The organism is Xanthobacter tagetidis, assembly GCF_003667445.1.
In the GTDB taxonomy this organism is placed as follows: domain Bacteria; phylum Pseudomonadota; class Alphaproteobacteria; order Rhizobiales; family Xanthobacteraceae; genus Xanthobacter; species Xanthobacter tagetidis.
Genome location: NZ_RCTF01000001.1, coordinates 103119 through 126468, shown reverse-complemented (window position 1 = coordinate 126468; position 23350 = coordinate 103119). Strand labels below are relative to the sequence as shown.

General features: G+C 69.8%; 24 protein-coding genes. 11 read left to right on the top strand and 13 right to left on the bottom strand.

Annotated elements, in window-relative coordinates; translation table 11 throughout:
• The first annotated feature begins 98 nt into the window (after window positions 1-98).
• Entirely contained in the window at window positions 99-746 is a 648-nt protein-coding gene (locus D9R14_RS23325) for a BA14K family protein (RefSeq protein WP_245420449.1), read from the top strand.
• A gap of 328 nt (window positions 747-1074) precedes the next feature.
• On the opposite strand, the gene infC is transcribed toward D9R14_RS23325, so the two are convergent.
• Window positions 1075-1599, bottom strand: a complete 525-nt coding sequence (infC, locus tag D9R14_RS00555) for a translation initiation factor IF-3 (RefSeq protein ID WP_121621349.1) — start codon at window positions 1597-1599, stop codon at window positions 1075-1077.
• 406 nt (window positions 1600-2005) lie between these two features.
• On the opposite strand from infC, the gene D9R14_RS00550 reads away from it, so the two are divergent.
• The 3 genes from D9R14_RS00550 to D9R14_RS00540 all read left to right on the top strand — a co-directional run bounded on the left by D9R14_RS00550 (window position 2006) and on the right by D9R14_RS00540 (window position 6037).
• A complete protein-coding gene (locus tag D9R14_RS00550) occupies window positions 2006-2869 on the top strand; it encodes a DUF3108 domain-containing protein (protein WP_184759577.1) in 864 nt (287 codons plus the stop codon).
• Window positions 2870-3144: 275 nt separating this feature from the next.
• Window positions 3145-4548, top strand: coding sequence for a glutamine synthetase family protein (locus tag D9R14_RS00545; RefSeq protein WP_121621762.1), 1404 nt, complete (start codon window positions 3145-3147; stop codon window positions 4546-4548).
• A gap of 187 nt (window positions 4549-4735) precedes the next feature.
• A complete protein-coding gene (locus D9R14_RS00540; RefSeq protein ID WP_121621348.1) occupies window positions 4736-6037 on the top strand; it encodes an NAD(P)/FAD-dependent oxidoreductase in 1302 nt (433 codons plus the stop codon).
• A 13-nt stretch (window positions 6038-6050) separates the two neighbouring features.
• Here D9R14_RS00540 and D9R14_RS00535 read toward each other — a convergent pair whose 3' ends face one another.
• From D9R14_RS00535 to D9R14_RS00525, 3 genes are all read right to left on the bottom strand, one after another.
• Window positions 6051-6416: a hypothetical protein gene (locus tag D9R14_RS00535; RefSeq protein ID WP_121621347.1), complete on the bottom strand. Its 366-nt coding sequence runs from the start codon at window positions 6414-6416 to the stop codon at window positions 6051-6053.
• A 137-nt stretch (window positions 6417-6553) separates the two neighbouring features.
• The gene (locus D9R14_RS00530) at window positions 6554-7297 is read right to left on the bottom strand and encodes a TerC family protein (RefSeq protein ID WP_121621346.1); all 744 of its coding nucleotides are present in this window, start codon (window positions 7295-7297) and stop codon (window positions 6554-6556) included.
• Window positions 7298-7309: 12 nt separating this feature from the next.
• Window positions 7310-8248: a lipid kinase gene (locus tag D9R14_RS00525; protein ID WP_121621345.1), complete on the bottom strand. Its 939-nt coding sequence runs from the start codon at window positions 8246-8248 to the stop codon at window positions 7310-7312.
• Between the two features lie 1013 nt (window positions 8249-9261).
• On the opposite strand from D9R14_RS00525, the gene D9R14_RS00520 reads away from it, so the two are divergent.
• Window positions 9262-10086 (top strand): TetR/AcrR family transcriptional regulator, encoded by an 825-nt coding sequence (locus D9R14_RS00520; protein ID WP_121621344.1) that lies wholly within the window; start codon window positions 9262-9264, stop codon window positions 10084-10086.
• 236 nt (window positions 10087-10322) lie between these two features.
• On the opposite strand, the gene D9R14_RS00515 is transcribed toward D9R14_RS00520, so the two are convergent.
• Both D9R14_RS00515 and D9R14_RS00510 read right to left on the bottom strand, forming a co-directional pair.
• A complete protein-coding gene (locus D9R14_RS00515; protein ID WP_121621343.1) occupies window positions 10323-10805 on the bottom strand; it encodes a VOC family protein in 483 nt (160 codons plus the stop codon).
• 25 nt (window positions 10806-10830) lie between these two features.
• Window positions 10831-11979 carry a PA0069 family radical SAM protein gene (locus D9R14_RS00510; protein ID WP_121621761.1) on the bottom strand — a complete coding sequence of 383 codons (1149 nt, stop codon included), beginning with the start codon at window positions 11977-11979 and terminating at the stop codon, window positions 10831-10833.
• A 376-nt stretch (window positions 11980-12355) separates the two neighbouring features.
• Here D9R14_RS00510 and D9R14_RS00505 point away from each other — a divergent pair, with 376 nt between their 5' ends.
• From D9R14_RS00505 to D9R14_RS00490, 4 genes are read left to right on the top strand one after another with little or no spacing between them, the layout of a single operon-like run.
• The gene (locus tag D9R14_RS00505; protein ID WP_121621342.1) at window positions 12356-12508 is read left to right on the top strand and encodes an aa3-type cytochrome c oxidase subunit IV; all 153 of its coding nucleotides are present in this window, start codon (window positions 12356-12358) and stop codon (window positions 12506-12508) included.
• 33 nt (window positions 12509-12541) lie between these two features.
• Window positions 12542-13699: a Re/Si-specific NAD(P)(+) transhydrogenase subunit alpha gene (locus D9R14_RS00500; RefSeq protein ID WP_121621341.1), complete on the top strand. Its 1158-nt coding sequence runs from the start codon at window positions 12542-12544 to the stop codon at window positions 13697-13699.
• Window positions 13699-14151 carry a proton-translocating transhydrogenase family protein gene (locus D9R14_RS00495; RefSeq protein ID WP_121621340.1) on the top strand — a complete coding sequence of 151 codons (453 nt, stop codon included), beginning with the start codon at window positions 13699-13701 and terminating at the stop codon, window positions 14149-14151. The genes D9R14_RS00500 and D9R14_RS00495 overlap by 1 nt, the downstream gene beginning before the upstream one ends.
• Before the next feature lie 10 nt (window positions 14152-14161).
• Window positions 14162-15565, top strand: coding sequence for an NAD(P)(+) transhydrogenase (Re/Si-specific) subunit beta (locus tag D9R14_RS00490; protein ID WP_121621339.1), 1404 nt, complete (start codon window positions 14162-14164; stop codon window positions 15563-15565).
• Between the two features lie 128 nt (window positions 15566-15693).
• Here D9R14_RS00490 and D9R14_RS00485 read toward each other — a convergent pair whose 3' ends face one another.
• From D9R14_RS00485 to D9R14_RS00475, 3 genes are all read right to left on the bottom strand, one after another.
• Window positions 15694-16707 carry an aldo/keto reductase gene (locus D9R14_RS00485; RefSeq protein ID WP_121621338.1) on the bottom strand — a complete coding sequence of 338 codons (1014 nt, stop codon included), beginning with the start codon at window positions 16705-16707 and terminating at the stop codon, window positions 15694-15696.
• A gap of 69 nt (window positions 16708-16776) precedes the next feature.
• Entirely contained in the window at window positions 16777-17073 is a 297-nt protein-coding gene (locus D9R14_RS00480; protein WP_121621337.1) for a putative quinol monooxygenase, read from the bottom strand.
• Window positions 17074-17150: 77 nt separating this feature from the next.
• On the bottom strand, window positions 17151-17945 hold the full coding sequence (locus tag D9R14_RS00475; RefSeq protein ID WP_121621760.1) for a DJ-1/PfpI family protein: 795 nt from the start codon (window positions 17943-17945) through the stop codon (window positions 17151-17153).
• Window positions 17946-18057: 112 nt separating this feature from the next.
• Between D9R14_RS00475 and D9R14_RS00470 the strand changes: the two genes are divergently transcribed.
• Window positions 18058-18969, top strand: a complete 912-nt coding sequence (locus tag D9R14_RS00470) for a LysR family transcriptional regulator (protein ID WP_121621336.1) — start codon at window positions 18058-18060, stop codon at window positions 18967-18969.
• A 51-nt stretch (window positions 18970-19020) separates the two neighbouring features.
• Here the strand turns inward: D9R14_RS00470 and D9R14_RS00465 are convergent, their stop codons facing one another.
• From D9R14_RS00465 to D9R14_RS00455, 3 genes are all read right to left on the bottom strand, one after another.
• Window positions 19021-20499, bottom strand: a complete 1479-nt coding sequence (locus D9R14_RS00465) for an NAD-dependent succinate-semialdehyde dehydrogenase (RefSeq protein WP_121621335.1) — start codon at window positions 20497-20499, stop codon at window positions 19021-19023.
• Between the two features lie 158 nt (window positions 20500-20657).
• Window positions 20658-20879 (bottom strand): hypothetical protein, encoded by a 222-nt coding sequence (locus tag D9R14_RS00460; protein WP_121621334.1) that lies wholly within the window; start codon window positions 20877-20879, stop codon window positions 20658-20660.
• A 128-nt stretch (window positions 20880-21007) separates the two neighbouring features.
• Window positions 21008-21610 carry an SAM-dependent methyltransferase gene (locus tag D9R14_RS00455; RefSeq protein ID WP_121621333.1) on the bottom strand — a complete coding sequence of 201 codons (603 nt, stop codon included), beginning with the start codon at window positions 21608-21610 and terminating at the stop codon, window positions 21008-21010.
• Between the two features lie 136 nt (window positions 21611-21746).
• Here D9R14_RS00455 and D9R14_RS00450 point away from each other — a divergent pair, with 136 nt between their 5' ends.
• Window positions 21747-21947, top strand: coding sequence for a hypothetical protein (locus D9R14_RS00450; protein WP_121621332.1), 201 nt, complete (start codon window positions 21747-21749; stop codon window positions 21945-21947).
• Window positions 21948-21974: 27 nt separating this feature from the next.
• Here the strand turns inward: D9R14_RS00450 and D9R14_RS00445 are convergent, their stop codons facing one another.
• Window positions 21975-23294: a cobyrinic acid a,c-diamide synthase CobB gene (locus tag D9R14_RS00445; RefSeq protein WP_121621331.1), complete on the bottom strand. Its 1320-nt coding sequence runs from the start codon at window positions 23292-23294 to the stop codon at window positions 21975-21977.
• Between the last annotated feature and the right edge of the window lie 56 nt (window positions 23295-23350).

The following is a 23350-nucleotide window of genomic DNA, read 5'->3' as shown; positions in this document are numbered from 1 at the left end:
GAATTTGCCGCCTGTTTGACATGGATCGGCGACAAGCCTGCAGGGAATTCGACACAAATCCCTGCGACCTTGCGTCATCAAGGTCAGGAGACACTTGAATGTTTCGCAAAGCAAAAATGATGGCCGTGGCGATGAGTCTCGCCGTCGGCGGATTGGGTCCGGTCCCCGCCGGAGCGCAGGCGTTCAGCGTCGGCGCAGGAAAGCTCGGGGCTCATGCCGCCCCCGTGGCCGAGGTGGCCTATCGCGGCGGCGGCGTGCGGGTGGGCGGCTATCGCGGCGCCCGCGTCGGCGGCATGCGGGCCGTCGGCGTGCGTCCGGCCTATCGCGGCGGCGCGTATCGGGCGGCGGCCTTCCGCCCCGGCTATCGGCCGGGCGTGGTGCGGCCCGGCTATCGGCCGGTCTATCCCGGCTATCGTCCCGGCTTCCGTCCCGGATGGGGACCGGGCGGCGTTGCCTGGGGCCGTCCCGGCTGGCGTCCGCCTCCGGGCGCGTGGGGTCCGGGCCCGTGGCGGCCGGGCTGGGGCTGGTACCGTCCCGGCTGGGGCTGGGGCTACTACAACAATACGGGCGCCTGGGTGGCGCTGGGCGTGGCGAGCGCCGTCGCCGTCGGGGCCGCAGCCGCGGCCGCCAACAGCGCGGTCGTCACGGACGATGCGGTGGCCTACTGCATGCAGCGCTTCCGCTCCTACAACCCCGCCACCGGCACCTATACCGGCTATGACGGGTACCAGCACCCCTGCCCGTGAGGCCTGAGGCGGCGGGCTGACGCCCGCCTCCTGGCCCCGAAAGCCGAACGCCCCGCCATAGCACATGCGGCGGGGCGTTTTTCGTTTCGCATGGAATGGCCAGCCGGCCGAGAAGCGCGCGCGACAAGGCGCGCCGTGGCGCACCGGGGTTCGCTCCGACCGGGGGGCTCGCTTCGGATGTCGGTGGTCCAGGGGGGAATGCCCGTTAGCCCGCAGGCCCTGCGCCTCGCGAATGGCTAGAAACCCAATGGCCCTCGGGCGGAACCGGGGTGTCGGCGGACGCCACCGATGGCGGCGTCCCCGAGCCTGAGGCTTCGCGCGGCGACGCTCAGCGCGGCGCCAGGATCATGATCATCTGGCGGCCTTCGAGCATGGGCTCGCTCTCCACCTTGGCGATGGTGACCACGTCTTCCTTGAGCTTCTGAAGCAGCTTGAAGCCGATGTCCTGGTGCGCCATCTCGCGGCCGCGGAAGCGCAGGGTCACCTTGACCTTGTCGCCTTCCTCGAAGAACCGCTGCATCGAGCGCATCTTCACCTCGTAGTCGTGGGTGTCGATGCCGGGGCGCAGCTTGATCTCCTTGACCTCGACGACCTTCTGCTTCTTGCGCGCCTCGCTGGCCTTCTTCTGGTTCTGATACTTGAAGCGGCCGAAATCGAGGATCTTGCAGACCGGCGGGGTGGAGTTGGGCGAGATTTCGACGAGGTCGAGACCGGCCTCCTGCGCGAGCGTCAGAGCGTCGCGAATGGCCAGCACACCGCGGTTCTGCCCGTCCTGGTCGATCAGCTGGACTTCGCGGATGCGGATTTCCTCATTGACGCGCGGTCCATCCTTCTCCGGCGCGACGGGTCTCATGGGGCGGCGAATGGCGTATGCTCCTCAGGCAGTTGAACTCTGCCCGCAGCACTGGGCCAGGATGCGCGGCGCTGGCCGCGGGGTTCTTGGACCCGATCTTTGGGCAGGCTCCCAAGATCGGTATAAACCGCGCCAAAGTCAATGACCTTCGGGGATTTCGCGGGTGTCACCGGTGTGCGGCGCACCAGAGCGGGAGCCCGGTCGCCCGGTGCATCCGACCGGCGAGGCATCCTGCGGCGCGGGGCTGGGGATGGTGCCGGCCGGCGCTCTGGACGCTCGTACCGCCTCCACGGCATAGTCGCGGCAGCCACAGTTCAGCCGCGTTCGCCGCGCACTTCCTGCGGCGCGGAGCGAACGTTGCGCAGCGGGAGCGGGCGGCTTGCGCGCAGGTCCTACGGGAACGTCAATGATCGACGCTGCCTCGGTATTGTCTCACGTGCGCCTTGCGGCCACCGTGCTTGCCCTTGCGCCGATGGCGCTCGCATTCGGCATCGACGCTGCGCGCGCGGACGGGCGCATGGTGGCGAAATATTCGCTGAGCGTCGCCGGCGTCGAGTTCGGCCGCGGCACCTTCGTCGTGCAGGCGAGCGATTCGGCCTACGAGATTTCGGGCACGGCGCGCATCACCGGCCTCATGCGGGCGGTCGCCAACGGCAAGGGCCGTGCGGCCGCGCGCGGCGTCTTCGCCGGCGGCCGCATGTTGCCGGTCGTCTATGCCATGGACGCCGAGGCCGACGGCAAGGAGGAGAGCGCGCGCATCGTCATGGCCGCCAGCGGGGTCAAGGAGATGGATGTCGAGCCGGAGCTGAAGTTCGCGCCGGACCGCATCCCCGTGACCGAGGCGGTGTTGAAGAGCGTGCTCGACCCGGTGAGCGGCGCCTTTGCCTACATGCCCGGCACCGGCGAGATGCTTTCGGCTGCCGCGTGCCAGCGGGTCATCCCGGTGTTCGACGGACGCCAGCGCTACGACATCGCGCTCAGCTTCCAGCGCATCGAGCAGGTGAAGCTGGAGGGCTACAGCGGCCCCGCCGTGGTGTGCGCCGCCCGCTACAAGCCGGTCGCCGGCCACCGGCCCTCGCGCTACACGGTCAAGTACATGCAGGACAACAAGGAGGTCTATGCCTGGCTGGTGCCGATCGCCGGCACGCGCCTGATGGCGCCCTACAAGGTCTCGGTCGCCACCATGATCGGCACCGCGGTGCTGGAGGCCGAGGCCATGGAGATGCTGCCGCCCGTCGGCTCCCTGTCGGTGAGCACCCCCAAGCCCTGAACGCGCCCGAATCGCGGCGCGGGCGGTTTTCTCCCCTGGGGCTGCGCCGGGGCTCGACCACAAGCCCTAGTAGGGGGTGAAGGCGGAACATCCGCGCAGACCGATTCGCCCCCGCTTCGTTCCGTCCTTGTTCGCCCGTCCTCCGGCACCGTTGTCCCGTCGCGGGACGGCCCGGGCCGCCTCGACCTATGCCGCGAACCGAAGCGCTGCGTTGACACCCGTAGGGGCGCAGGTGTTCCCTGAAGCCCGCGTGAGTGTTCACGCCAGAGGACATCATGGCCAAGAGGACCAAGGTTGCCGAGAAGGACGTCGTCGCGTCCCACAGGGGCGTCAAGTCGCTGAGCGAGGCCAAGGCCTGGATGGCGGCGCGCGGGATCACCGAGATCGAGTGCCAGGTGCCGGATCTCGCGGGCGTCGCCCGCGGCAAGATCATGCCGGCCTCCAAGTTCTTTTCCTCGCCGGTGATGAACCTGCCGCTGTCGGTGTTCTTCCAGACCATCTCCGGCGAGTATCCCGACTATGAGGGCCTCGTGGATTCGGTGATCGCGGACAGCGACCTGGTCCTAGAACCCGATTTCGCCACCTTGTCCGCGGTGCCGTGGGCGCAGGACCCGACCGCCCAGGTGATCCACGATGCCTTCCACCGCGACGGCCGTCCGGTGGAGGTGGCGCCGCGCCAGGTGCTCAAGCACGTGCTCTCGCTCTATGCCAACCGCGGCTGGAAGCCGGTGGTGGCGCCGGAGATCGAGTTCTACCTCGTGGAGCCGAACACCGATCCCGACTACCCGCTGAAGCCGCCGGTGGGCCGCTCCGGCCGGCCGGAGATCGGCCGCCAGTCATATTCGATCCAGGCGGTGAACGAGTTCGACGCCCTGTTCGAGGACATCTACGCCTATTCGGAGGCGCAGGGCCTGGAGATCGACACGCTGATCCACGAGGACGGCGCCGCGCAGATGGAGATCAACCTGCGCCACGGCGAGCCGCTGGCGCTCGCCGACCAGGTGTTCCTGTTCAAGCGCACGATCCGCGAGGCGGCCCTGCTGCACAAGATCTACGCCACCTTCATGGCGAAGCCCATCGCCAACGAGCCGGGCAGCGCCATGCACATCCACCAGTCGGTGGTCTCGGTGGCGACCGGGGAGAACATCTTCTCCGACAAGGACGGCGACCCGACGCCGGAATTCTTCTCCTTCATCGCCGGGCACCAGAAGTATCTTCCGGCGGTGATGTGCATCCTCGCGCCCTACGTGAATTCGTACCGGCGCCTGACCCGCGATTCCATGGCGCCGATCAACGTGCAGTGGGGCTACGACAACCGCACCGCCGGCCTGCGCGTGCCGCCGTCCTCGCCCGAGGCGCGGCGGGTGGAGAACCGGGTGCCGTCCTCCGACGCCAACCCCTATCTCGTCATCGCCGCCTCGCTCGCCTGCGGTTATCTCGGCATGGTGGAGGGCCTGCGCGCCACCGATCCGCTGGAGCGCGACGCCAAGGACCTGGATTTCGAGCTGCCGCGCGGGCTCCTGGAGGCAGTGGCCGCTTTCCAGCAGAGCGAGGAGATGGCCGACGTGCTCGGCCATCGCTTCGTCGCCAACTATTCCGCCGTCAAGCAGGCCGAATTCGAGACCTTCATGCGGGTGATCTCGCCCTGGGAGCGCGAGTATCTGTTGCTGAACGTGTAAGGCGCGCGCGTACCGGACGGCCGGCTCCGCCCGGTCGGCCGAGCGCACGCTTGTTCAAGCAAGAGTTCAAGCAAGAGAACGCGCCGCCGGCGGGCGGAAGGCCTGAGGAGGACCAGCGCGACCGGGGTGGCCCCGGCTGCGACCCGACCTAGGGGCCGCCGTCCGAACCATAAGAACAAGGAGCGCCATGCACCGCACCGCCGCCCCCTTGAGCCCCTCCGGCCATGCCAGATCCTGGTATGCGGCGACGGCAATTTCCCATCCGGCCCATATGCCGCTGAAGGGCGCCGCGCGGGCCGATGTGTGCATCGTCGGCGGCGGCTATACCGGGCTTTCGGCGGCGCTGCATCTGGCGGAGGCGGGGTACGACGTCGTGCTGCTGGAGGCCGCGCGCGTCGGGTCCGGCGCGTCCGGGCGCAATGGCGGGCAGATCCATTCCGGCCAGAGGCGCGACCAGCTGTTCCTCGAGGCGCAGGTGGGCAAGGACGACGCCCGCAAGCTCTGGGAGCTCGCGGAGGAGGCGAAGAGCCTGCTCAAGGTGCTGGTGGCGCGCCACGCGATCAATTGCGACCTGAAGGACGGCCTGATCCTCGCCGACCACAAGCCGCACTACGTCGCCGAAAGCCACGCTTATGCGCGCCACCTGAGGCAGGCGTACGGCTATGACGCGGTGCGCGAACTCGATCGCGAGGAGATCGGCTATCTGGTCCGCTCGCCGCTTTATTACGGCGGCATCCTGGACCAGAAGGGCGGCCATCTGCACCCGCTGAACTTCGCCCTCGGCCTCGCCCACGCGGCCGAGGCCGCCGGAGCGCGCATCCACGAATGCACCCGCGTCACCGGTTTTCAGGACGGTGCGCGCGTGAGCGTGACGACCGACCAGGGCGGCACGGTGGAGGCCGATTTCCTGCTCGAATGCGGCGACGGCCTCCAGGACGGGCTGGACCGCCGGGTGGACGGGCACGTCATGCCCATCTGCAACTACATCGTCGCCACCGCGCCGCTGGACGAGATGGGCCGTGAACTGCTGGCGAACGATGCCGCGGTGGCCGACAGCCGCTTCGTGGTCAACTATTTCCGCCTGAGCCGCGACGGGCGGCTGCTGTTCGGCGGCGGCGAGAGCTATCGCCGGGCGCTCCGGGCGGACATTCCCGGCTTCGTGCGCCCCTACATGCTCAAGGTCTTCCCGCAGCTCAAGGATGTCGGCATCGACTATGGCTGGGGCGGGGTTCTGGGCATCACCATGAGCCGGCTGCCGTTCGTGCGGAAGCTCTCGGACAAGGTGCTGGTGGCCTCCGGCTATAGCGGGCAGGGGGTGATGCTGGCGCCGCTGTTCGGCAAGATCCTCGCCGAAGCCGTGCGCGGGCAGCAGGAGCGCCTCGACATCCTCTCGCGCCTGCCGGTGCCGCCGTTCCCCGGGGGCACGATGATGCGCTATCCGCTGCTGGTGGCGGGCCTCAGCTATTACGCCCTGCGCGACCGGCTGTGATCCGGCCGCGGCCTCAATTGAGGCCGCCGAGCTTGCGCGCCTCCGCCAGCGCCTTCAGGCACCCCGCCTCGTCGCCTGCCGCCTGCAGGTTCATGGCTGCGTTGAGCGCGCCGAGCGCGCCGGAATCGGGTTGCGTGACGCCGGCCGCCGCGAGCGAGCCCGGGGTCGCCTGGCGGTCGGTCTGCGCGGCGACGGACTGCTCCTGGGGCGGCGGCGCGTTCGGCCGCGGCTCCTTGCCCTTCAGCTGCTGCTGCACCACGACGATCTGCTCCAGGCAGCTCGCCGCGGAAACCGGCGCCGACGCCCCCGAAAGAGCGAGCCCGGCGAGAGCCGCGGCGAGGCCGGCGCGGCGTGCGAAACAGGCGAACGAACGGGACATGATCCCTCCCTGAAGGCGGCCGCCTCCCCCGGCGGCACGGTCACGCATATAGACCGCGCCGGCCGGCCCCCGCGCAAGGGGGAAGGCGGGACCGCGCCGCCGTGCGGTCCCGCGCATGCGCGCCTCAGCGCGGCCCCTTAGTGCGGCGCCTTGGTGCTGCGCCGGCGGGCCATCATGTTGAGGCCCTCCACGAAGGCCGAGAAGGCCATGGCGGCGTAGATGTAGCCCTTCGGCACATGGGCGCCGAAGCCCTCCGCGATCAGCGTCATGCCGATCATGATGAGGAAGCCCAGCGCGAGCATCACCACGGTCGGGTTGCGCTCGATGAAGTGGGCCAGCGGATCGGCCGCGAGCAGCATGGCCGTCACGGCCGCCAGCACGGCGATCACCATGATCGGGATGTGCTCGGTCATGCCCACGGCGGTGATGATGCTGTCCACCGAGAACACGAGGTCGAGCAGCAGGATCTGCACGATCGCCGCGGAGAAGCTGAGGGACGCCTTCGCCGGAACGTCGAACACGTCGCCGGTCGGGCGATGGTCGACGCTGTGGTGGATCTCCTTGGTGGCCTTCCACACCAGGAACAGGCCGCCGGCGATGAGGATCATGTCGCGCCAGGAGAAGTCGTGGCCGAGCACGGTGATGACCGGCGCCGTGAGCCGCACGATGATGGCGATGGTGCCGAGCAGGGCAAGGCGCATGATGAGCGCGAGGCCGATGCCGATGCGCCGCGCCTTGGTGCGGTGCTGGGGCGGCAGCTTGTTCGTGAGGATGGAGATGAAGATCAAATTGTCGATGCCGAGCACCACCTCCATGGCGACGAGGGTGACGAGCGCCACCCAGGCGGCCGGGTCCTGGGCGAGTGCGACGAGGTAGTCCATGGCGGTGATCCTTCAGGAACGGATGAAGCGGGTATCGGCGAAGGGCTCCACCGGCGCGGCGGCGGCTGTCCGGGCATAAACGCGCAGGGCGCGGGGACGGATCGAGAAGCGGGCGGGGGTGTGCGTGACCAGCTCGCCGTCGGTGTTCACCGGGCGCGGCCGGCGCGTCTCGACCGTGACTTCCGTGGTGCGGAAGGCGCGCACGTCGCGCCAGCGGCCCTGGGTGCCGCGCCGCAGCGCCGGCAGCAGGCCCAGCAGGCGCCACCAGTGGTCCACTTCCAGGCTGTAGAAATCGAGCCGGCCATCCTCGGCGGTGGCGTCGGAGGCGACCGCCATGCCGCCGCCGTAATAGCGCCCGTTGCCCACCGAGACCTGCAGCGTGCGCACCTTCTCCACGGTGCCGTCATGGACCACATGGGCGGTGAAGAGGCGCGACTGGGCGAGCAGGCGGGCCGCCACGACCGCATAGCCGAGCACGCCGTAGCGGCGCTTGGCATCATGGGTGAGGGCGCGGGCGAGATCGGCGCTGAAGCCGATGCTGGCCACGTTGAGGAAGGGGTGGCCGTTCACGTCGCCGAGGTCGACCGCACGCGGCGTGCCCGTGGCGATGAGGCGCGCGGCGGCGACGGTGTCCTGCGGAATGCCGAGGGTGCGGGCGAAGTCGTTGGCGGTGCCGAGCGGCAGCACGCCCAGCGGCAGGCCGGTGTCGGCGAGGGCCGCGGCGGCGCCGTTCAGCGTGCCGTCACCGCCGCCGATGACGGCAAGGTCGAAGCCGGCCGCCTCGCGGCGGATCAGGTCGGACAGGGTGCCGGTCTGTGGCCAGGCCTGCGCGGCGACGTCGATGCCGCCGGCCTCCAGTGCCGCTCGTTCGCGTGCCAGTGGCGTGCGGCCCATGCGGGCGCGCGGGTTGACCAGCAGCAGCGCGCGCCGGGGCGATGGGCTTAAAGACACGGGATTCGGCCCCGGAGGGGGCAGCGGAACGGGATCAAGGGGCCTCACGGTCGATGCGAGCACGACGATGATCCGACATCGCGCAGCCAAAAGGCCAACGCCAGAGGGGCCCGGATCTCCTGTCGCTGAAATAGTCAGGCTCCGGCGGGCGGCAAGCTCAGGGGTATGTGGCGAAATGCCGCATAATGGGAATAAAGGGGCCGGCGCGGCGACGCTGCCAAGGGGCGCGCGGGTGGTATTCAGAGGCGAGGCGCGAATGTGCCAGGGGCAGGCCGGCGGGCTCTCTCCGGGCAGGGGATTGAAGCGCTTAGACGTCCAGCCGGCGGACCCAAGCGGAGCATTGGCGCGGGGGGGGCAGGCTTCTGACGCTGCGGAGCTTGGAGACGTCCCGAGGCGATGGCGTCTCGGATGCGGTGAACCCACCGCGAAGGAGCTGGGCTCCGGCCAAAGGATCCCTGCGTTCGCAAGCCCCGGTGCGCCGGTGCGGCAAAGATTGAGAACGCTCTTGCTGCCGGGCGCCGACTGCGGTGCGGTCGTCCAGGATCTGGCCTGCGGCAGGCCGTCGGTGGCAGCGGTCGCGGCAAGGCAGGCGCCATGCACCCCAGCACAGCGACACGGGCGCAGCGCGGGGCCCTAGGCATATGCAAGCTTGGAGAGGAGAGTCGGCCCGAAAAGAAGAGAGGGAGGAGAGCGGGGGCGGTGCTCTCCTCCCTCCGGCCCGATCAGCGCGTGGGTTGCGGATCCGCGCGTTGACCGAACGGTTCGGTCGATGGCCTTGATCTAGCGCATTGCAACTGGCATAGCAAGAGGGAACCGTACGGTTCGGTTCGATGTTTCTGATCGAGCCTCTGTTGCGCCGGCGCCACCCTTGGCCGGCATGTGGACGCAAGCAGCGTTCCAGGTCGGAGTGGTGCTTGCGCCGGGGCTTTCGATGTCTGCAGATCAGCGGGTCGTCCCAAGGGCGAGGAGCCGATCGAGGGCAGGGCACATTCAGGCGAGGATGCGTAACGGCGATGACGAGTGAGAGCGGCGCGGCGCTGGCGCGCATGGCCGAGGCGCGCGAGGGCGCCCACGGCGCCGGGCAGGACCCGGAAAAGCGCAGGCAGATTCTCTCCGGCGCCCGCGAGGTCTTCCTCGATCGCGGCTTCGACGCTGCCAGCATGGGGGACATCGCCCGCGCCGCCGGAGTTTCCAAGGGCACGCTCTACGTCTACTTCCAGAACAAGGAAGACCTCTTCGCCGCGCTGGTCGCCAGCGAATGCACCGAGACCGCCGAGCGCCTGTTCGTGTTCGATGCCGCGGCGCCGGACGTGGAGACCGCGCTCACCCAGCTCGGCCATTCCTTCATTGCCGCCGTTGTCCGGCCCGGCCACATCGCCACCTTGCGCACCGTGATCGCCATCGCGGGAAAGTTTCCCGAGATCGGCCGCCAGTTCTTCGAGGCGGGACCGTGCGCCGGCATCCAGCGCCTGTCGAAATTCCTTGCCGCGAAGGTGGAGCAGGGCGTGCTCGACATCGAGGACGTGGAGCAGGCGGCGAGCCAGTTCCTGGGCCTGTGCAAGGACGGCGTGACCGCCCCCATCCTCATCGGCTCCAACGAGCCGCCCGATCCGGCCCATGCCGCGAAGGTGGTGAACGGCGCGGTGCGCGTCTTCATGGCGGCTTACGGCGCCAAGGGCCGCGGCTGTCCCTGCTGCGGGACCACCGCCGGGATCGAGGCTTCCGCGAGCGAGAAGCCCGCCGCTCCGGTTTCGGCACCGGATCTTGTGGAACCGGATCTTGTGGAACCGAATCTCGCGGCACCGGATCTCGCGGAACCGGACCTCCGCCAGCGCTGATGGCCGCAGCCCGCGACGCCGCGCGGGCCCCAAGTCCCATGACATCTGCCCCCCCGCGCGCATGCCCAGTGTTGTGCGGGCTCCCGAAGCGTGGCCCTTGCCGGCGGAACGCACCGTAAACGGTCGGCGGATGCCGCCGCCGGCGTCATCCGCGTCAGGGGAAGGGAGGGGAGGCCGCTGCGGCGACGGCCTTCCGGCGGAGACACTGCCGGCCCCTCCCCACCTCTGGCGCGCGCTCATGGCGCGGCGGCCTCGGCGGGCACAACGAGCCGCCCTTCGGCATCGAACGGGAAGCCCGGATTGAACGCCACCTCCCAGACATGGCCGTCGAGGTCCGCGAAGTAGCCGCTGATGCCGCCCCAGAAGACCGGTTGCGCGGGCTTCAGGCAGCGACCGCCCGCGGCGACCGCCCGGGCGATGACGCGGGCGGGTTCTCCATCGTCCGGGACGTTGAAGGCGAGGGTGACGCCGCCGAAGCCGCTGCCTGCGGCCTCGGGCGCGAGCTGCGCGTCGTCGGCCAAGGCGGCGATGGGGTAGAGGCCGAGCACGATGCTGCCGGCGTGGAAGAAGGCGACCCCGGTCGCGCCGCGATAGCGCCGTTCGAGGCCCATCGCCTCGTAGAAGGCGGCGGATCGCGCGAGATCGGCGACGCCGAGCGTCACAAGATGAAGCCGCAGATCGGGCGCCCCCGTCTCCCCGGCGTCGGCGTTGTCTGTCATGGCATGGTCCTCAAGGGGCTCGGCTTCAATCGAACAGCGAGAGCTGCTCGCCCTTGGCGGCCGGGCGGCGGAAATGGGCGGTGCTGAGCTTGAGCCCGCGGCCTTCCAGGCCCAGGCGCCGGGCGGCGATCTCGAAGCGCCGGCCGATGGTCCAGGCATAGGGCCCGGCGCCGCGCTGGCGCTTGCCGAAGGTGGAATCATAGTCCTTGCCGCCGTTCATCTGCCGCACCAGCGCCAGAACGTGCCGGGCCTTGTCGGGGAAGTGCGCCACCAGCCACTCGCGGAACAGGTCGGCGATCTCCAGGGGCAGGCGCAGCGTGACGTAGCCTGCCTCGCTCGCGCCGGCGGCCTTGGCGGCGTCCAGGATGCGCTCGATCTCCATGTCGTTGAGCGCGGGGATGATCGGCGCCGTGAGAACGGCGGTGGGGATGCCCGCGTCGGCGAGGCGGCGGATGGTGCCGAGCCGCACATGGGGGCTCGCCGCGCGCGGCTCCATGGTCCGGGCCAGATGCGGGTCGAGTGTGGTGAGCGAGATCGCCACCTTCACCAGCCCCCGCTCCGCCATGGGGGCGAGGATGTCGATGTCGCGCGCCACCAGCCCCGACTTGGTGACGATGCCCACCGGATGGCCGAAGTCCGCCAGCACCTCCAGGAGGCGCCGCGTCACCTGGTACCGCTTCTCGATCGGCTGGTACGGGTCGGTATTGGTCCCCATGGCGATGACGCGCGGCTGGTAGGACGGATGCGAAAGTTCTCGCGCCAGAAGCTCCGGAGCGTCCGGCTTCACGAACAGCCGGGTCTCGAAGTCGAGACCGGCCGAGAGGCCGTGATAGGCGTGGGTCGGCCGCGCGAAGCAGTAGATGCAGCCGTGCTCGCAGCCGCGGTAGGCGTTGATGGAGCGGTCGAAGGCGATGTCCGGCGACTGGTTGCGGGTGATGACGGTGCGTGCCCGCTCCTCCGTCACCTCGGTCCGGAACGGCGGCAGATCGTCGAGGCTCTCCCAGCCGTCGTCGAACAGGATGCGGGCCGCGGGCTCGAAGCGGCCGGCGGCGTTCGAGGTGGCGCCGCGTCCGCGCCGGCGCTCCGCTTCCACCCCCGTTCCCGCTTCGCCGTCCAGCGCGGGCGGCACGGCGGGCGCGGGCGTCGCGCGGTCCTCGGCGAGCCTGCCGACAATGCGCTTGCCCCGCGACTTGGGGGGCTCCGCGCGCGGCGGGGTGTCCGTCACCGTCGAGTCCGGCCGCGCCCGGCGCGGCGCCGCCGGCCGGGCTGCGCTGCCGCCGGAGCGGGTGCTCCTGCGGCCTGTGGGCACACCGGACGCGCCGCCGGCACCGGCGGCCGGCCCGGACGGATCGGTCATGAGTGAGTCGAGCGGCGCATCCATTCCCGAAGGCTAGCTCGGCGACGCGAACAAAGCAAGAACACGCGTCTCGTTCTGAACCAGAATACCGCCGCTTTGCCCTACATTATGTATACTGTACACCAGAGAACAGTTGCCAGAAAACCACTTCTCCGCTAAACGCCAATGCGAGCGATAAGCTAGGGGGAAACCGATGGCCGATCACGGCACGATCGAGTACGGGACCGCGGAAGGCAACGACTATGTCGAGCACGAGCGCACCTATGCGCTGTTCGTCGCGCTCACGAAATGGGGCAGCATTGCCGTCGCCGTTCTTCTCGTCCTGATGTGGATCTTCCTCCTCTGAGCCTGTGAGCCCGGAGCACCGGAGACATTTTCGATGAAAATCGCTGTCCCCGCCGAGGTTGATCTCGGCGAGCCGCGGGTCGCTGCGACCCCGGATACGGTCAAGCGCCTCGTCGCGCTCGGCGCCCAGGTGGCGGTCGAGGCCGGCGCAGGCGTCAAGTCCGGCATCCTCGATGCCGATTACGAGGCGGTCGGCGCCACCATCGCTCCTTCGGGAGCGGACGTGGTCGCCGGTGCCGACGTGGTGCTGAAGGTGCGCCGCCCGACGGAAGCCGAGCTTTCGTCCTATAAGCGCGGCGCCCTGGTGCTCGCCATCATGGACCCCTACGGCAACGACGCAGCGCTGGCCGCGATGGCCAACGCCGGCGTCGCATCCTTCGCGATGGAGCTGATGCCCCGCATCACCCGCGCGCAGGTGATGGACGTGCTGTCCTCGCAGGCCAACATCGCCGGCTACCGGGCCGTGATCGACGCGGCCGCCGAGTTCAACCGCGCGCTGCCGCAGATGATGACCGCCGCCGGCACCGTGCCCGCCGCGCGCGTCTTCGTCATGGGCGCGGGCGTCGCCGGCCTCCAGGCCATCGCCACTGCGCGCCGCCTCGGCGCCATCGTCACCGCCACCGACGTCCGCCCTGCGGCGAAGGAGCAGGTGGCCTCGCTCGGCGCCAAGTTCGTCGCCGTGGAGGATGAGGAGTTCAAGCAGGCCGAGACCGCGGCCGGCTATGCCAAGCCCATGTCGGCGGAGTACCAGGCCAAGCAGGCCGCCCTCGTCGCCGACCACATCAAGAAGCAGGACATCGTCATCACCACAGCGCTCATCCCGGGCCGGCCGGCGCCGAAGCTCATCAGCGCCGCCATGGTGGCCTCGATGAAGCCGGGCTCGGTGATCGTCGATCTCGCGGTCGAGCGCGGCGGCAACGTGGAAGGGGCGATCCCCGGCCAGGTGGTGCAAGTGGGCGGCGTGAAGATCGTCGGCCATCTCAACGTGCCGGGCCGCGCGGCCGCCTCCACCTCGCCGCTCTACGCCAAGAACCTGTTCAACTTCCTCGAAACGATGGTGGACAAGCAGGCCAAGGCCCTCGCCGTCAAATGGGACGACGAACTGGTCAAGGCGACGCTGCTCACCCGCGACGGCGCGGTCGTGCACCCCAATTTCGCCCCCAAAAATCCTTCCCCTGAGGGAGCGGCCTGATGACCCCCAATCCACAGCTCGCGGCGGACGCCGCGGAACAGGCGCGCATCGCCGCCGAGGTGGCGCGCGAGGCGGCGATCGCCGCCCAGGCCTATGCGGACCAGGCCGCCGCGGCCCTCGGCGGACTCGCCCACGCGGCCACCGGCGGCGCCATCGACCCGTTCGTGTTCCGCCTCTCCATCTTCGTGCTCGCGGTGTTCGTGGGCTATTACGTGGTGTGGTCGGTGACCCCGGCGCTGCACACCCCGCTCATGAGCGTGACCAATGCGATCTCCTCCGTGATCGTGGTGGGCGCGCTGCTGGCGGTGGGCGTCTCGACGGTGGGCGATCCGGGCCATGCCTGGTGGGCGCGCATCTTCGGGTTCATCGCCCTCGTCTTCGCCTCGGTGAACATCTTCGGCGGGTTCATGGTGACCAGCCGGATGCTCGCCATGTACTCGAAGAAGAAGTGAGGCCGGCGCCATGAATGCGAACATCGCCGCCGCCCTCTACCTTGTGGCGGGCATCCTCTTCATCCTGGCGCTGCGAGGCCTCTCGCATCCCACCACCTCCCGGCAGGGCAACCTGTTCGGCATGGTCGGCATGGGCATCGCGGTGCTCACCACGCTCGCGCTCCAGCCCCCCTCCGACATGTTCGGCTGGGTGCTGGTGATCGCCGGCATCGCCATCGGCGGCGCCATCGGCGCCGTTGTGGCCAAGCGCATCGCCATGACGGCGATGCCGCAGCTGGTCGCCGCGTTCCACTCGCTGGTGGGTCTTGCCGCCGTGCTGGTCGCCGCCGCCGCGCTCTATGCGCCGGAGGCGTTCGGCATCGGCTCGCCGGGCCACCTGCACGCCGCGAGCCTGATCGAGATGTCGCTCGGCGTCGCCATCGGCGCCGTCACCTTCACCGGCTCGATCATCGCCTTCGCCAAGCTCAACGGCAACATGAGCGGCAAGCCGATCATGCTGCCGGGGCGCCACCTCATCAATGCGGGCCTCGCGCTGCTGCTGCTGATCCTCATCGTCGCCTTCGTGCTCACCGGCTCGATCGCGCTGTTCTGGATCATCACGGTGCTGGCCCTGGTGCTCGGCGGGCTGCTCATCATCCCCATCGGCGGCGCGGACATGCCCGTCGTGGTGTCGATGCTGAACTCCTACTCGGGCTGGGCGGCGGCCGGCATCGGCTTCACGCTGGGCAACACGGCGCTCATCATCACCGGCGCGCTGGTCGGCTCCTCGGGCGCCATCCTCAGCTACATCATGTGCAAGGGCATGAACCGGTCCTTCATCTCCGTCATCCTGGGCGGCTTCGGCGGCGAGACCTCCGGCGGCCCGGCGGGCGCGGTGGAGGCCCGGCCGGTGAAGCAGGGCTCGGCGGACGACGCGGCCTACATCATGAAGAATGCGGGCAAGGTCATCATCGTGCCGGGCTACGGCATGGCGGTGGCGCAGGCCCAGCATGCCCTGCGCGAGATGGCGGACATGCTCAAGGAGGAAGGCGTCGACGTGAAGTACGCCATCCACCCGGTGGCGGGCCGCATGCCTGGCCACATGAACGTGCTGCTGGCCGAGGCACAGGTGCCCTATGACGAGGTGTTCGAGCTGGAGGACATCAACTCCGAGTTCGCCCAGGCGGACGTCGCCTTCGTCATCGGCGCCAATGACGTGACCAACCCGGCCGCCAAGACCGATCCGCAGTCGCCGATCTTCGGCATGCCGATCCTCGACGTGGAGCGGGCCAAGACCGTGCTGTTCATCAAGCGCGGCATGGGCTCGGGCTATGCGGGCGTGGAGAACGAGCTGTTCTTCAAGGACAACACCATGATGCTGTTCGGCGACGCCAAGAAGGTCACCGAGGAGATCGTCAAGGCCATGGGCCACTGAGCGGGCGCTGAGGCTCCCGCCGGACGGCGCTCCGAGCCGTCCGCTGAGATGAAGAAGGCCGCCGTGCTGGACCAGCGCGGCGGCCTTTCTCGTTGAGGTCCGTGACCGGGGCGCGGAGCGCCCGGCGCTCACGCGCCGCCGGGCAGGGGCGCGGCGGCATGCACCAGGCCCGCCGCGCGCAGCTCGCGCCAGAAGTCCGCCGGCACAGTCTCCTCCAGCGCCGCGTTGTCCTCGGCGATGCGCTCCGGCCGGCTGGCGCCGGGGATCACCGCCGCCACCGCAGGATGGGCGAGCGAGAATTGCAGGCCGGCCGCCTTCATGCTGACGCCCTGGCGATCGGCGATCGCCTTGATGCGCGCCACCTTGTCGAGGATCGCCGGCGTCGCGGGCGCGTATTCGAAGTTCGGCCCGCCCACCAGCGCGCCCGAGCTGTAGGGGCCGCCCACAACGATGCCGAGGCCCTGGCGCACCACCTCGGGCATCACCCGCTGGAGCGCGCGGTCGTGGTCGAGCAGCGTGTAGCGTCCGGCGAGCAGGAAGCCGTCGGGCCGGGGCTCGTCCAGTGACATCAGCAGCTCGATCGGCTCGACCCGGTTGACGCCGAGGCCCCAGGCCTTGATCACGCCCTCGTCGCGCAGCCGGTCCAGCGCCCTGAAGGCGCCCTTGCGGGCGCTCTCGAACATGGCGAGCCATTCGTCGCCGAAGAAGTCCTGCGCCACGTCGTGCACGAAGGCGATCTCGATGCGGTCGGTCTTCAGGCGCTTCAGGCTGTCCTCGATGGAGCGCAGCGTGGCGTCCGCCGAATAGTCGTTGACGATGCGGTTCGGGCGGCCGTGCTTGAACACGTCGCCCTTCTCGCCCTGGTCGCGGGCGCTGACGTCCTCGATCTCGTCGAGGATCACGCGGCCGACCTTGGTGCTGATGACGTAGTCGTCGCGCGGACGGGCGGCGAGCACCTCGCCCATGCGGATCTCCGCCAGGCCCGCCCCGTAGAAGGGGGCGGTGTCGAAATAGCGGATGCCGTCGGTCCAGGCGGCGTCCACCGTCGCCTGCGCCTCGGCCTCGGGAATGTCGCGGAACATGTTGCCGAGCGGCGCCGAGCCGAAGCCGAGCTTGCCGGGAAAAATATCTTTGAGTGTCATGGCCGTATCCTCTGGCTGCGGGCAGCGCGGGGAGGCGCGCTGCGCCGCGGTTGGGAGATGGCCCGCCGGTCAGGTGACGTCGACGGGATCAAGCACGAAGGCGGTGCGGTCGGCGAGGTCGCCGACCTGCGAGAGATAGTGCTGGAAGTGCGCGCTCTGCCGGTGCGCGGCGATGGCGTCGGCGCCGACATAGAGTTCGTCCAGGACGAACCGTGCGGGATCGGCCTGGTCCTGCCAGATGTCGTAGCGCAGGTTGCCGGCCTCGGCGCGGCTCGGCCCGAGCATGCCGGAGAGCAGCCCCTTGAGCTCCTCCGCCTTGCCGGGGCGTGCGACGAGGATGGCGACGATCTTCACGGGTGCGGCCATGGGGTTCTCCTATTTGGGCTTGAGTGAAACGGGCCGGCTCCGGCGGTCCGCGGCGCGGTCCGCCGGATGGCGGGAGCTCAGGCGCGCGCCCGCTCCAGCGCCGCCACGAACCGCGCCGCCAGCGGATGGTCCGAGCGCGGATTCTGGCCGGTGATGAGTTCGCGATCCTCGACCACGTTGGGATCGAAGTCGACCGTGCCGGTCTCGACCGCGCCGCCCGCGGCCTGCAGCGCGTCCACCATGTTGAAGTAGAGCTTCGCATGGAGGATGCGGTCCTCCACCACCTTTTCCTCGGTGTTCGAGAACACGGTCATGCGATAGCCGGCATAGGGCCAGTCCTTGGCCCATTCGGCCGCCTTCTCGGGGGCGCCGGCGACGAGGGCGGCGCGGAATTCACGCGCGTGAGGCATGGCGGCGACCGCCGCCATCGGGCCGTGGCACAGCATGGCCGTCGGCTTCGCCGCGGCATGGAAATGGCGCAGGATCACGCCCAGATCGCCGTCCTGCATCAGGTCCACCACCGGCCCCTGCCCGCCGGGCACGAACACCCCGGCATAGTCGCCCAGCCCTTCCTCCACCACCGCACGAAGCGTGCGCACATGGGTCATGGAGGGATCGCCCGCATAGAAGGCCTTGGCCTTCTCATAGGCGGCTTGGTCGCCGTCGAAATGCGCCGCCGCGTCCGAGACCGGGTCGATGTGCGGCCGCGTGCCGTCAGGGGTGGCAAGCACCACGTCGTAGCCGGCGGCGAGGATCGCCATCACCGGCACCACGGTCTCGTTGAGATACTGGCCCGTGGCGCCGGTGCCGCCGCCCTGGACCTCGATGCGGGTGGCGTTGGAGCCCACCACGAGAACCTTGCCCTTGCTCATGTCTGCCTCCGTCGTGGATGCGTCCGGTTCGGACAGGCTCACCATGCGCCGGGTCTTTATATTCCTGAAATTTATTGATATTATTCTAGATATTCATTGAGAATTATAACTGATGCGCTACGACCTCAATCTCCTGCCGGTCTTCGTCACCCTGATGGAGGAGCGCAACGTCACCCGCGCGGCGGCGCGGCTCGGCATCACCCAGCCCGCGCTGTCGAACGCCCTTGGCCGGCTGCGGACCGTGATGCGGGACCCTCTGTTCGTCCGCGCGCGCTACGGCATCGAGCCGACCGCCCTGGCGCTCGACCTCGCGCCGGCGATCGCCGATGCGCTGTCCAAGATCGACGCGGTGGTGCTGGGCCAGCAGGCGTTCGACCCGGCGCTCGCCGAGCGGCTTGTCACCCTGGCGCCGAACGGCTTCGTCGAGTTCGCGCTGATTCCGGGGATCGTCGCGCGGCTGGGCGAGGTGGCGCCGGGCATCACGCTGCGCCTCACTCCCTACGGCACCGACCTCGCCGAGACCGGCGTCATCTCCGGCACCACCGCGATGGCGCTGGGCCGGGTGGTCGATGCGCCGGACAACATCGTGGTCCAGCACATCATGGATGAGGGCTTCGCCTGCGTGGTGCGCGCCGGCCATCCGCAGGTGACGGGGGATTTGACCCGCGCCCAGTTCGAGCGCCTGAAGCATGTGAACGTCATGCCGCCGGGCCGCTTGCGGGCCGGCCTGTTCCAGGCGCTGGAGCGGCAGGGCTTGAGGCGCGAGGTCGCGCTCTCGGTGACGCATTTCCTCGCGGTGCCGGAAATGGTGGCGGCCACCGATTTCTGCGCCACGCTGCCGCGCCTGATCTGCAAGCGCCTCGCCCACGACCCGCGGCTGAAGGTGGTGGAGGCGCCGGTCGACCTCGGCACCTTCCCGGTGCACATGGCGTGGCACGTGCGCTACCGGAACGATCCGGCGCACCGCTGGCTGCGGTCGCTGATCATGGAGATGGCCCGCAGCGCGCCCGGCGCCGCGGGATGAGGTGGTTGGGCGGCCACCGGGGCCAAGGCCCCGGCGGCGCGCGTCAGCGGCTCAGAGGCCGCCGAGGCAGACGTACTTGATGTTGAGATAGTCGTCGCAGCCGTACTTCGAGCCCTCGCGGCCGACGCCGCTCTCCTTCACGCCGCCGAACGGAGCAACTTCCGTGGTGATGACGCCGGCATTGACGCCCACCTGCCCGTACTGGAGCGCCTCGGAGACGCGGAAGGCGCGGCCGAGGTCCTTGGTGAAGAAGTAGCAGGCGAGGCCGTACTCGGTGTCATTGGCGTAGCGGACGGCCTCTTCCTCGGTCTCGAACTTGAAGAGCGGGGCAAGCGGGCCGAAGATTTCCTCGCGCGCGAAGTCCATGTCCTGGGTCGCGCCCTTGAGCACGGTCGGCTCGAAGAAGGTGCCGCCCTGCGCGGGCTGCTTGCCGCCGGCGAGCACCTGCGCCCCCTTGCCGAGCGCGTCGGCAAGCAGGCTCTCCACCTTCTTCAGCGCCTTCTCGTCGATCAGCGGACCGGCGGCGACGCCCTCCTCCATGCCGTTGCCCACCTTCAGCTTCTTCGAGGCCTCGGCGAACTTCGCCGCGAAGGCGTCATAGATGCCGGCCTGGACATAGAAGCGATTGGCGCACACGCAGGTCTGGCCCACGTTGCGGAACTTGGAGGCGATGGCCTGCTCGACGGCGAGATCGAGGTCGGCGTCGTCGAACACCAGGAAAGGCGCGTTGCCGCCGAGTTCCATGGACACCTTCTTCATGGTGTCCGCAGACTGCTTCACCAGCAGCTTGCCCACCGGCGTGGAGCCGGTGAACGTCACCTTCTTGACGATCGGGTTCGAGGTCATCTCGGCGCCGATCAGCGAGGACTTGCCGGTGACGATGTTCACCACGCCCGCCGGGATGCCCGCCATCTCCGCCAGCACGCCCCAGGCGAGGCCGGAGAAGGGGGTGAGTTCGGCCGGCTTGCACACCACGGTGCAGCCCGCGGCGAGCGCCGCGCCGATCTTGCGCGAAAGCATGGAGGACGGGAAGTTCCACGGCGTGATGGCCGCGCACACGCCCACCGGCTCCTTGGTGACGAGGATGCGCCGGCCAGCCCAGGGGGAGGGGATCACGTCGCCATAGAGGCGCCGCGCCTCCTCGGCGAACCAGCGCACATAGGCGGCGGACGCGCCGATCTCGCCGCGCGCTTCCGGCAGCGGCTTGCCCTGTTCGGTGGTGAGGATGACTGCCAGTTCCTCGGCATTGGCGAGGATGAGGTCGGCGAGCTTGTGCAGCTTCGCCGCGCGGTCGCCGGCGGGAGTGGCGCGCCAGCCGGCGAACGCCTTGTCCGCCGCCTCGATGGCGCGGCGGGTCTCGTCGGTGCCGCCCCGCGGCACGGTGCCGATCACTTCCCCGGTGGCGGGGTTGGTGACGGAGATGGCCTCGCCGCTGTCGGCGCCGACCCATTGGCCGCCAATGAGCATCTGCTCGCGCAGGAGGGTGAAGCGCGGCGCGCCGGTACGGGCGAGAGGCTGGGGAGAGGCCATGGTCTTTCTCCTGAGGCTGAGAGCCAAGCGGGCTTTCGGCTACCGCATATAGGACGAAAGACGCATCCGCGCGAGCGCCTCGTGCGCAAGCGTGCACCGCGCGTCATGCGCGCAGCGCGCGCCCGGCTCTGTCCGCATGCGGCACCGAAGAAATGGCTTCAGCGCACGCAGGTGATGGAATGGAAGGGCACGATCTGCTCCTTGTGCCCGGCGCCGGCCGCCACCTGGCAGCGCAGATAGTCCCGGCCGACGCTCATGGGGGCAAATCCGGTGATGGTCGATCCGCCCACCACCTGGATGATGATCGCCTGCCCCTCCTTGGCGCTGACAATGTCGAGCACGGCCTCGCGGAAATCGTCGTCCTTGAGTTCGCACCTCATGGCTCACGTCCTCCCGGCAAAGGCGGGCGGGGAGCGCCCGCGTGGCGGCATCTTCGACCGTCCCCGCGATCATAACGCCGATGTCGCGGAAATGGACGAGCGCAATCGCCACGTTTGCGTGCGGCGCCTCAGCCGGGCTTGCGCGCGACGATGTCGATGAGGGCGGAGGGGCCCTTGTGCCGCGACCCCTCGTTCAGCTCGGCGTCGTAGCTCGCAAGCTCGATGATCTCGAAGTCGGAGAATTCCGCGCGCAGCAGGTCCTCGGTGTAGTGCCAGGTGGGGTCGGACGGGCCGCCGGTGCCGTAGGCGATCTGCTCGGGCCGGTAGCCCTCCATGATGAGAAGACCGCCCGGCTTCAGCGTGCGCTTCATGCCAGCGAACACCCGCGCCCGGTCCTGCGGCGGCATGAACTGGATGAAGATGGTGGCGACCACGTCGTAGGCCTCGGGCGGAAATTCCCAGGTCAGGAGGTCGGCAAGCTCGAAGTCGAGCGTCACGCCGCGCCGGGCCGCGAACTGGCGCGCCTTGGCCTGCGCCACCGACGAGAAATCCATGGAATGCACGCTGAGGCCCTGCTCTGCGAGCCACACGCCGTTGCGCGCCTCGCCGTCCGCCACCGCCAGCACCCGCTGGCCTTTCTTCAGCAGCGGGGCCTGCCGGGCGAGGAAGGCGTTGGGCGCTTCTCCGAACAGGAATTCCTCACCTGCGAACCGCTTGTCCCAACCGTTCATTCTGCGTCTCCTCCCGGCGCACTTCGCCGCAGCGGCGCAGCGCCGCAATCCACATGGGCCGAGTGTTGATCGAGGTCAACCCTGTGCACCACTGCCGGGTTTACGTTCCTGGAACCTCTCGAAGGAGGGCAGGGATATGTGGAAGCTGGCAATTCTCGTCTGGCTCGTGATGGGCACCACGTTCGCGGGCATCGGGGTGATGGTGGTCCTGGCGACGCCCTCGCTGTCGGGGCAGGACATGAACCTGATCCCGCTCGCGGCGGGCATCGGCGCTCTGGTCGCCGTTCCCTGCGCCTGGCTGGTGGCGCGGCAGATTTTCGCCGCCACCGTGCGGTAGGCGCTCCGCCGCCCAGGCCGGGGCGGTTCAGGCGCGGGCGATGGCGTGGAAGAAACTACCCGTCACGTGCCCGCGCCGGCTGCCCGCCGGGCCAAGGTCGCGCCCCTGCGCGTCGGCGAGCTGCGCCAGCGGCGCGTCGTCGCCGCGCGTGAGCGTGGTGGCGTAGTGGAATTCGTGGCCGCGCACGCCGGCGCCCTCCGGCCCCAGCGGCGAGGGCGCAAGCAATCGCGCCGCGCGATAGCCGAGATTCATGCGGCGCTGCGCGAAGCTGGTCTCCAGGTCGAGCAGGCCGAGCATCCGGTGCGCCGTGCCGTCCGCATCGGTCAGGACGCGGCCGAGCGCCATGTAGCCGCCGCACTCCCCATGCACCGGCCGCGTCTGCGCGAACCGGCGCACGCCGTCGCGGAACCGATCCGCCGCCGCGAGCCGGCCGGCATGGAGTTCCGGGTAGCCGCCGGGCAGCCACAGCGCGTCGCAGCCCTCGTCCGGGGCCTCGTCCGCGAGCGGCGAGAAGGGAACGATCTCGGCGCCGCTGCGGCGCCAGTGCGCCAGCACATGGCCGTAGACGAAGGAGAAGGCGGCGTCCCGCGCCAGCGCGACCCGTTGGCCGGGCGGCGGCAAGGCGTGCGCCTGCGCGTCTGACGCCGGGAGGAGCCTCAGCGGCCGGGCGGCGGCCGCGAGCGCGTCAAGGTCGAGATGCCGCTCGGCGAGGTCGGCAAGCGCGGCGAGGCGGGCGTCGAGATCGCCCGTCTCTTCCGCCTGGACGAGGCCGAGATGGCGCTCCGGCAGGATCAGGCCCGCCTCGCGCGGGATCGCGCCGAGCACGGCGATGCCTGCCGCCTCCATCGCGGTGCGGATCAGCGCCTCGTGGCGCGCGCTGGCGAGCTTGTTCAGCACCACGCCGGCGAGCGGGACCTCGGGATCGAACAGCGCGAAGCCGCGCGCCACCGCCGCCGCGGTCTGCGACTGGCCGGACACGTCCAGCACCAGGACCGCCGGCAGGCCGAGCCGCGCCGCGACGTCCGCTCCCGCGCCGGTGCGGCGCGGCGCGGCCGGAACGCCGTCGAACAGGCCCATGGCGCCTTCGGCCACCAGCAGCTCGGCCCCCTCCGCCGCCTCGGCCGCGAGCGCGTCGAGCAATGCGGGCGGCATGGCCCAGCTGTCGAGGTTGAGGCCCTCCCGGCCGGTGGCGGCGGCGTGGAAGGCGGGATCGATATAGTCCGGCCCGGTCTTCACCGCCCGCACCTTCACGCCCCGCCGGGCGAAGGCGGAGAGCAGCGCCAGCGTCACCGTGGTCTTGCCCGAACCCGAGCGCGGCGCGCCGACGAGGAAGCCGCGCGCGCTCATGATGCCGCCCCGCCCGCGGACGGCCCTTCAAAGGCGCGGCCTTCGGGCCTATCACT

Coding starts and splice junctions, on each gene's coding strand:
- D9R14_RS00480 (WP_121621337.1), bottom strand. CDS start 17,073: ATGGCCGCACCCGTGAAGATCGTCGCCATCCTCGTCGCACGCCCCGGC.
- D9R14_RS00490 (WP_121621339.1), top strand. CDS start 14,162: ATGAATGCGAACATCGCCGCCGCCCTCTACCTTGTGGCGGGCATCCTC.
- D9R14_RS00445 (WP_121621331.1), bottom strand. CDS start 23,294: ATGAGCGCGCGCGGCTTCCTCGTCGGCGCGCCGCGCTCGGGTTCGGGC.
- D9R14_RS00475 (WP_121621760.1), bottom strand. CDS start 17,945: ATGAGCAAGGGCAAGGTTCTCGTGGTGGGCTCCAACGCCACCCGCATC.
- D9R14_RS00530 (WP_121621346.1), bottom strand. CDS start 7,297: ATGGACTACCTCGTCGCACTCGCCCAGGACCCGGCCGCCTGGGTGGCG.
- D9R14_RS00520 (WP_121621344.1), top strand. CDS start 9,262: ATGACGAGTGAGAGCGGCGCGGCGCTGGCGCGCATGGCCGAGGCGCGC.
- D9R14_RS00505 (WP_121621342.1), top strand. CDS start 12,356: ATGGCCGATCACGGCACGATCGAGTACGGGACCGCGGAAGGCAACGAC.
- D9R14_RS00545 (WP_121621762.1), top strand. CDS start 3,145: ATGGCCAAGAGGACCAAGGTTGCCGAGAAGGACGTCGTCGCGTCCCAC.
- D9R14_RS00460 (WP_121621334.1), bottom strand. CDS start 20,879: ATGAGGTGCGAACTCAAGGACGACGATTTCCGCGAGGCCGTGCTCGAC.
- D9R14_RS00495 (WP_121621340.1), top strand. CDS start 13,699: ATGACCCCCAATCCACAGCTCGCGGCGGACGCCGCGGAACAGGCGCGC.
- D9R14_RS00455 (WP_121621333.1), bottom strand. CDS start 21,610: ATGAACGGTTGGGACAAGCGGTTCGCAGGTGAGGAATTCCTGTTCGGA.
- infC (WP_121621349.1), bottom strand. CDS start 1,599: ATGAGACCCGTCGCGCCGGAGAAGGATGGACCGCGCGTCAATGAGGAA.
- D9R14_RS00500 (WP_121621341.1), top strand. CDS start 12,542: ATGAAAATCGCTGTCCCCGCCGAGGTTGATCTCGGCGAGCCGCGGGTC.
- D9R14_RS00540 (WP_121621348.1), top strand. CDS start 4,736: ATGCACCGCACCGCCGCCCCCTTGAGCCCCTCCGGCCATGCCAGATCC.
- D9R14_RS00485 (WP_121621338.1), bottom strand. CDS start 16,707: ATGACACTCAAAGATATTTTTCCCGGCAAGCTCGGCTTCGGCTCGGCG.
- D9R14_RS00550 (WP_184759577.1), top strand. CDS start 2,006: ATGATCGACGCTGCCTCGGTATTGTCTCACGTGCGCCTTGCGGCCACC.
- D9R14_RS00450 (WP_121621332.1), top strand. CDS start 21,747: ATGTGGAAGCTGGCAATTCTCGTCTGGCTCGTGATGGGCACCACGTTC.
- D9R14_RS00535 (WP_121621347.1), bottom strand. CDS start 6,416: ATGTCCCGTTCGTTCGCCTGTTTCGCACGCCGCGCCGGCCTCGCCGCG.
- D9R14_RS00465 (WP_121621335.1), bottom strand. CDS start 20,499: ATGGCCTCTCCCCAGCCTCTCGCCCGTACCGGCGCGCCGCGCTTCACC.
- D9R14_RS23325 (WP_245420449.1), top strand. CDS start 99: ATGTTTCGCAAAGCAAAAATGATGGCCGTGGCGATGAGTCTCGCCGTC.
- D9R14_RS00515 (WP_121621343.1), bottom strand. CDS start 10,805: ATGACAGACAACGCCGACGCCGGGGAGACGGGGGCGCCCGATCTGCGG.
- D9R14_RS00470 (WP_121621336.1), top strand. CDS start 18,058: ATGCGCTACGACCTCAATCTCCTGCCGGTCTTCGTCACCCTGATGGAG.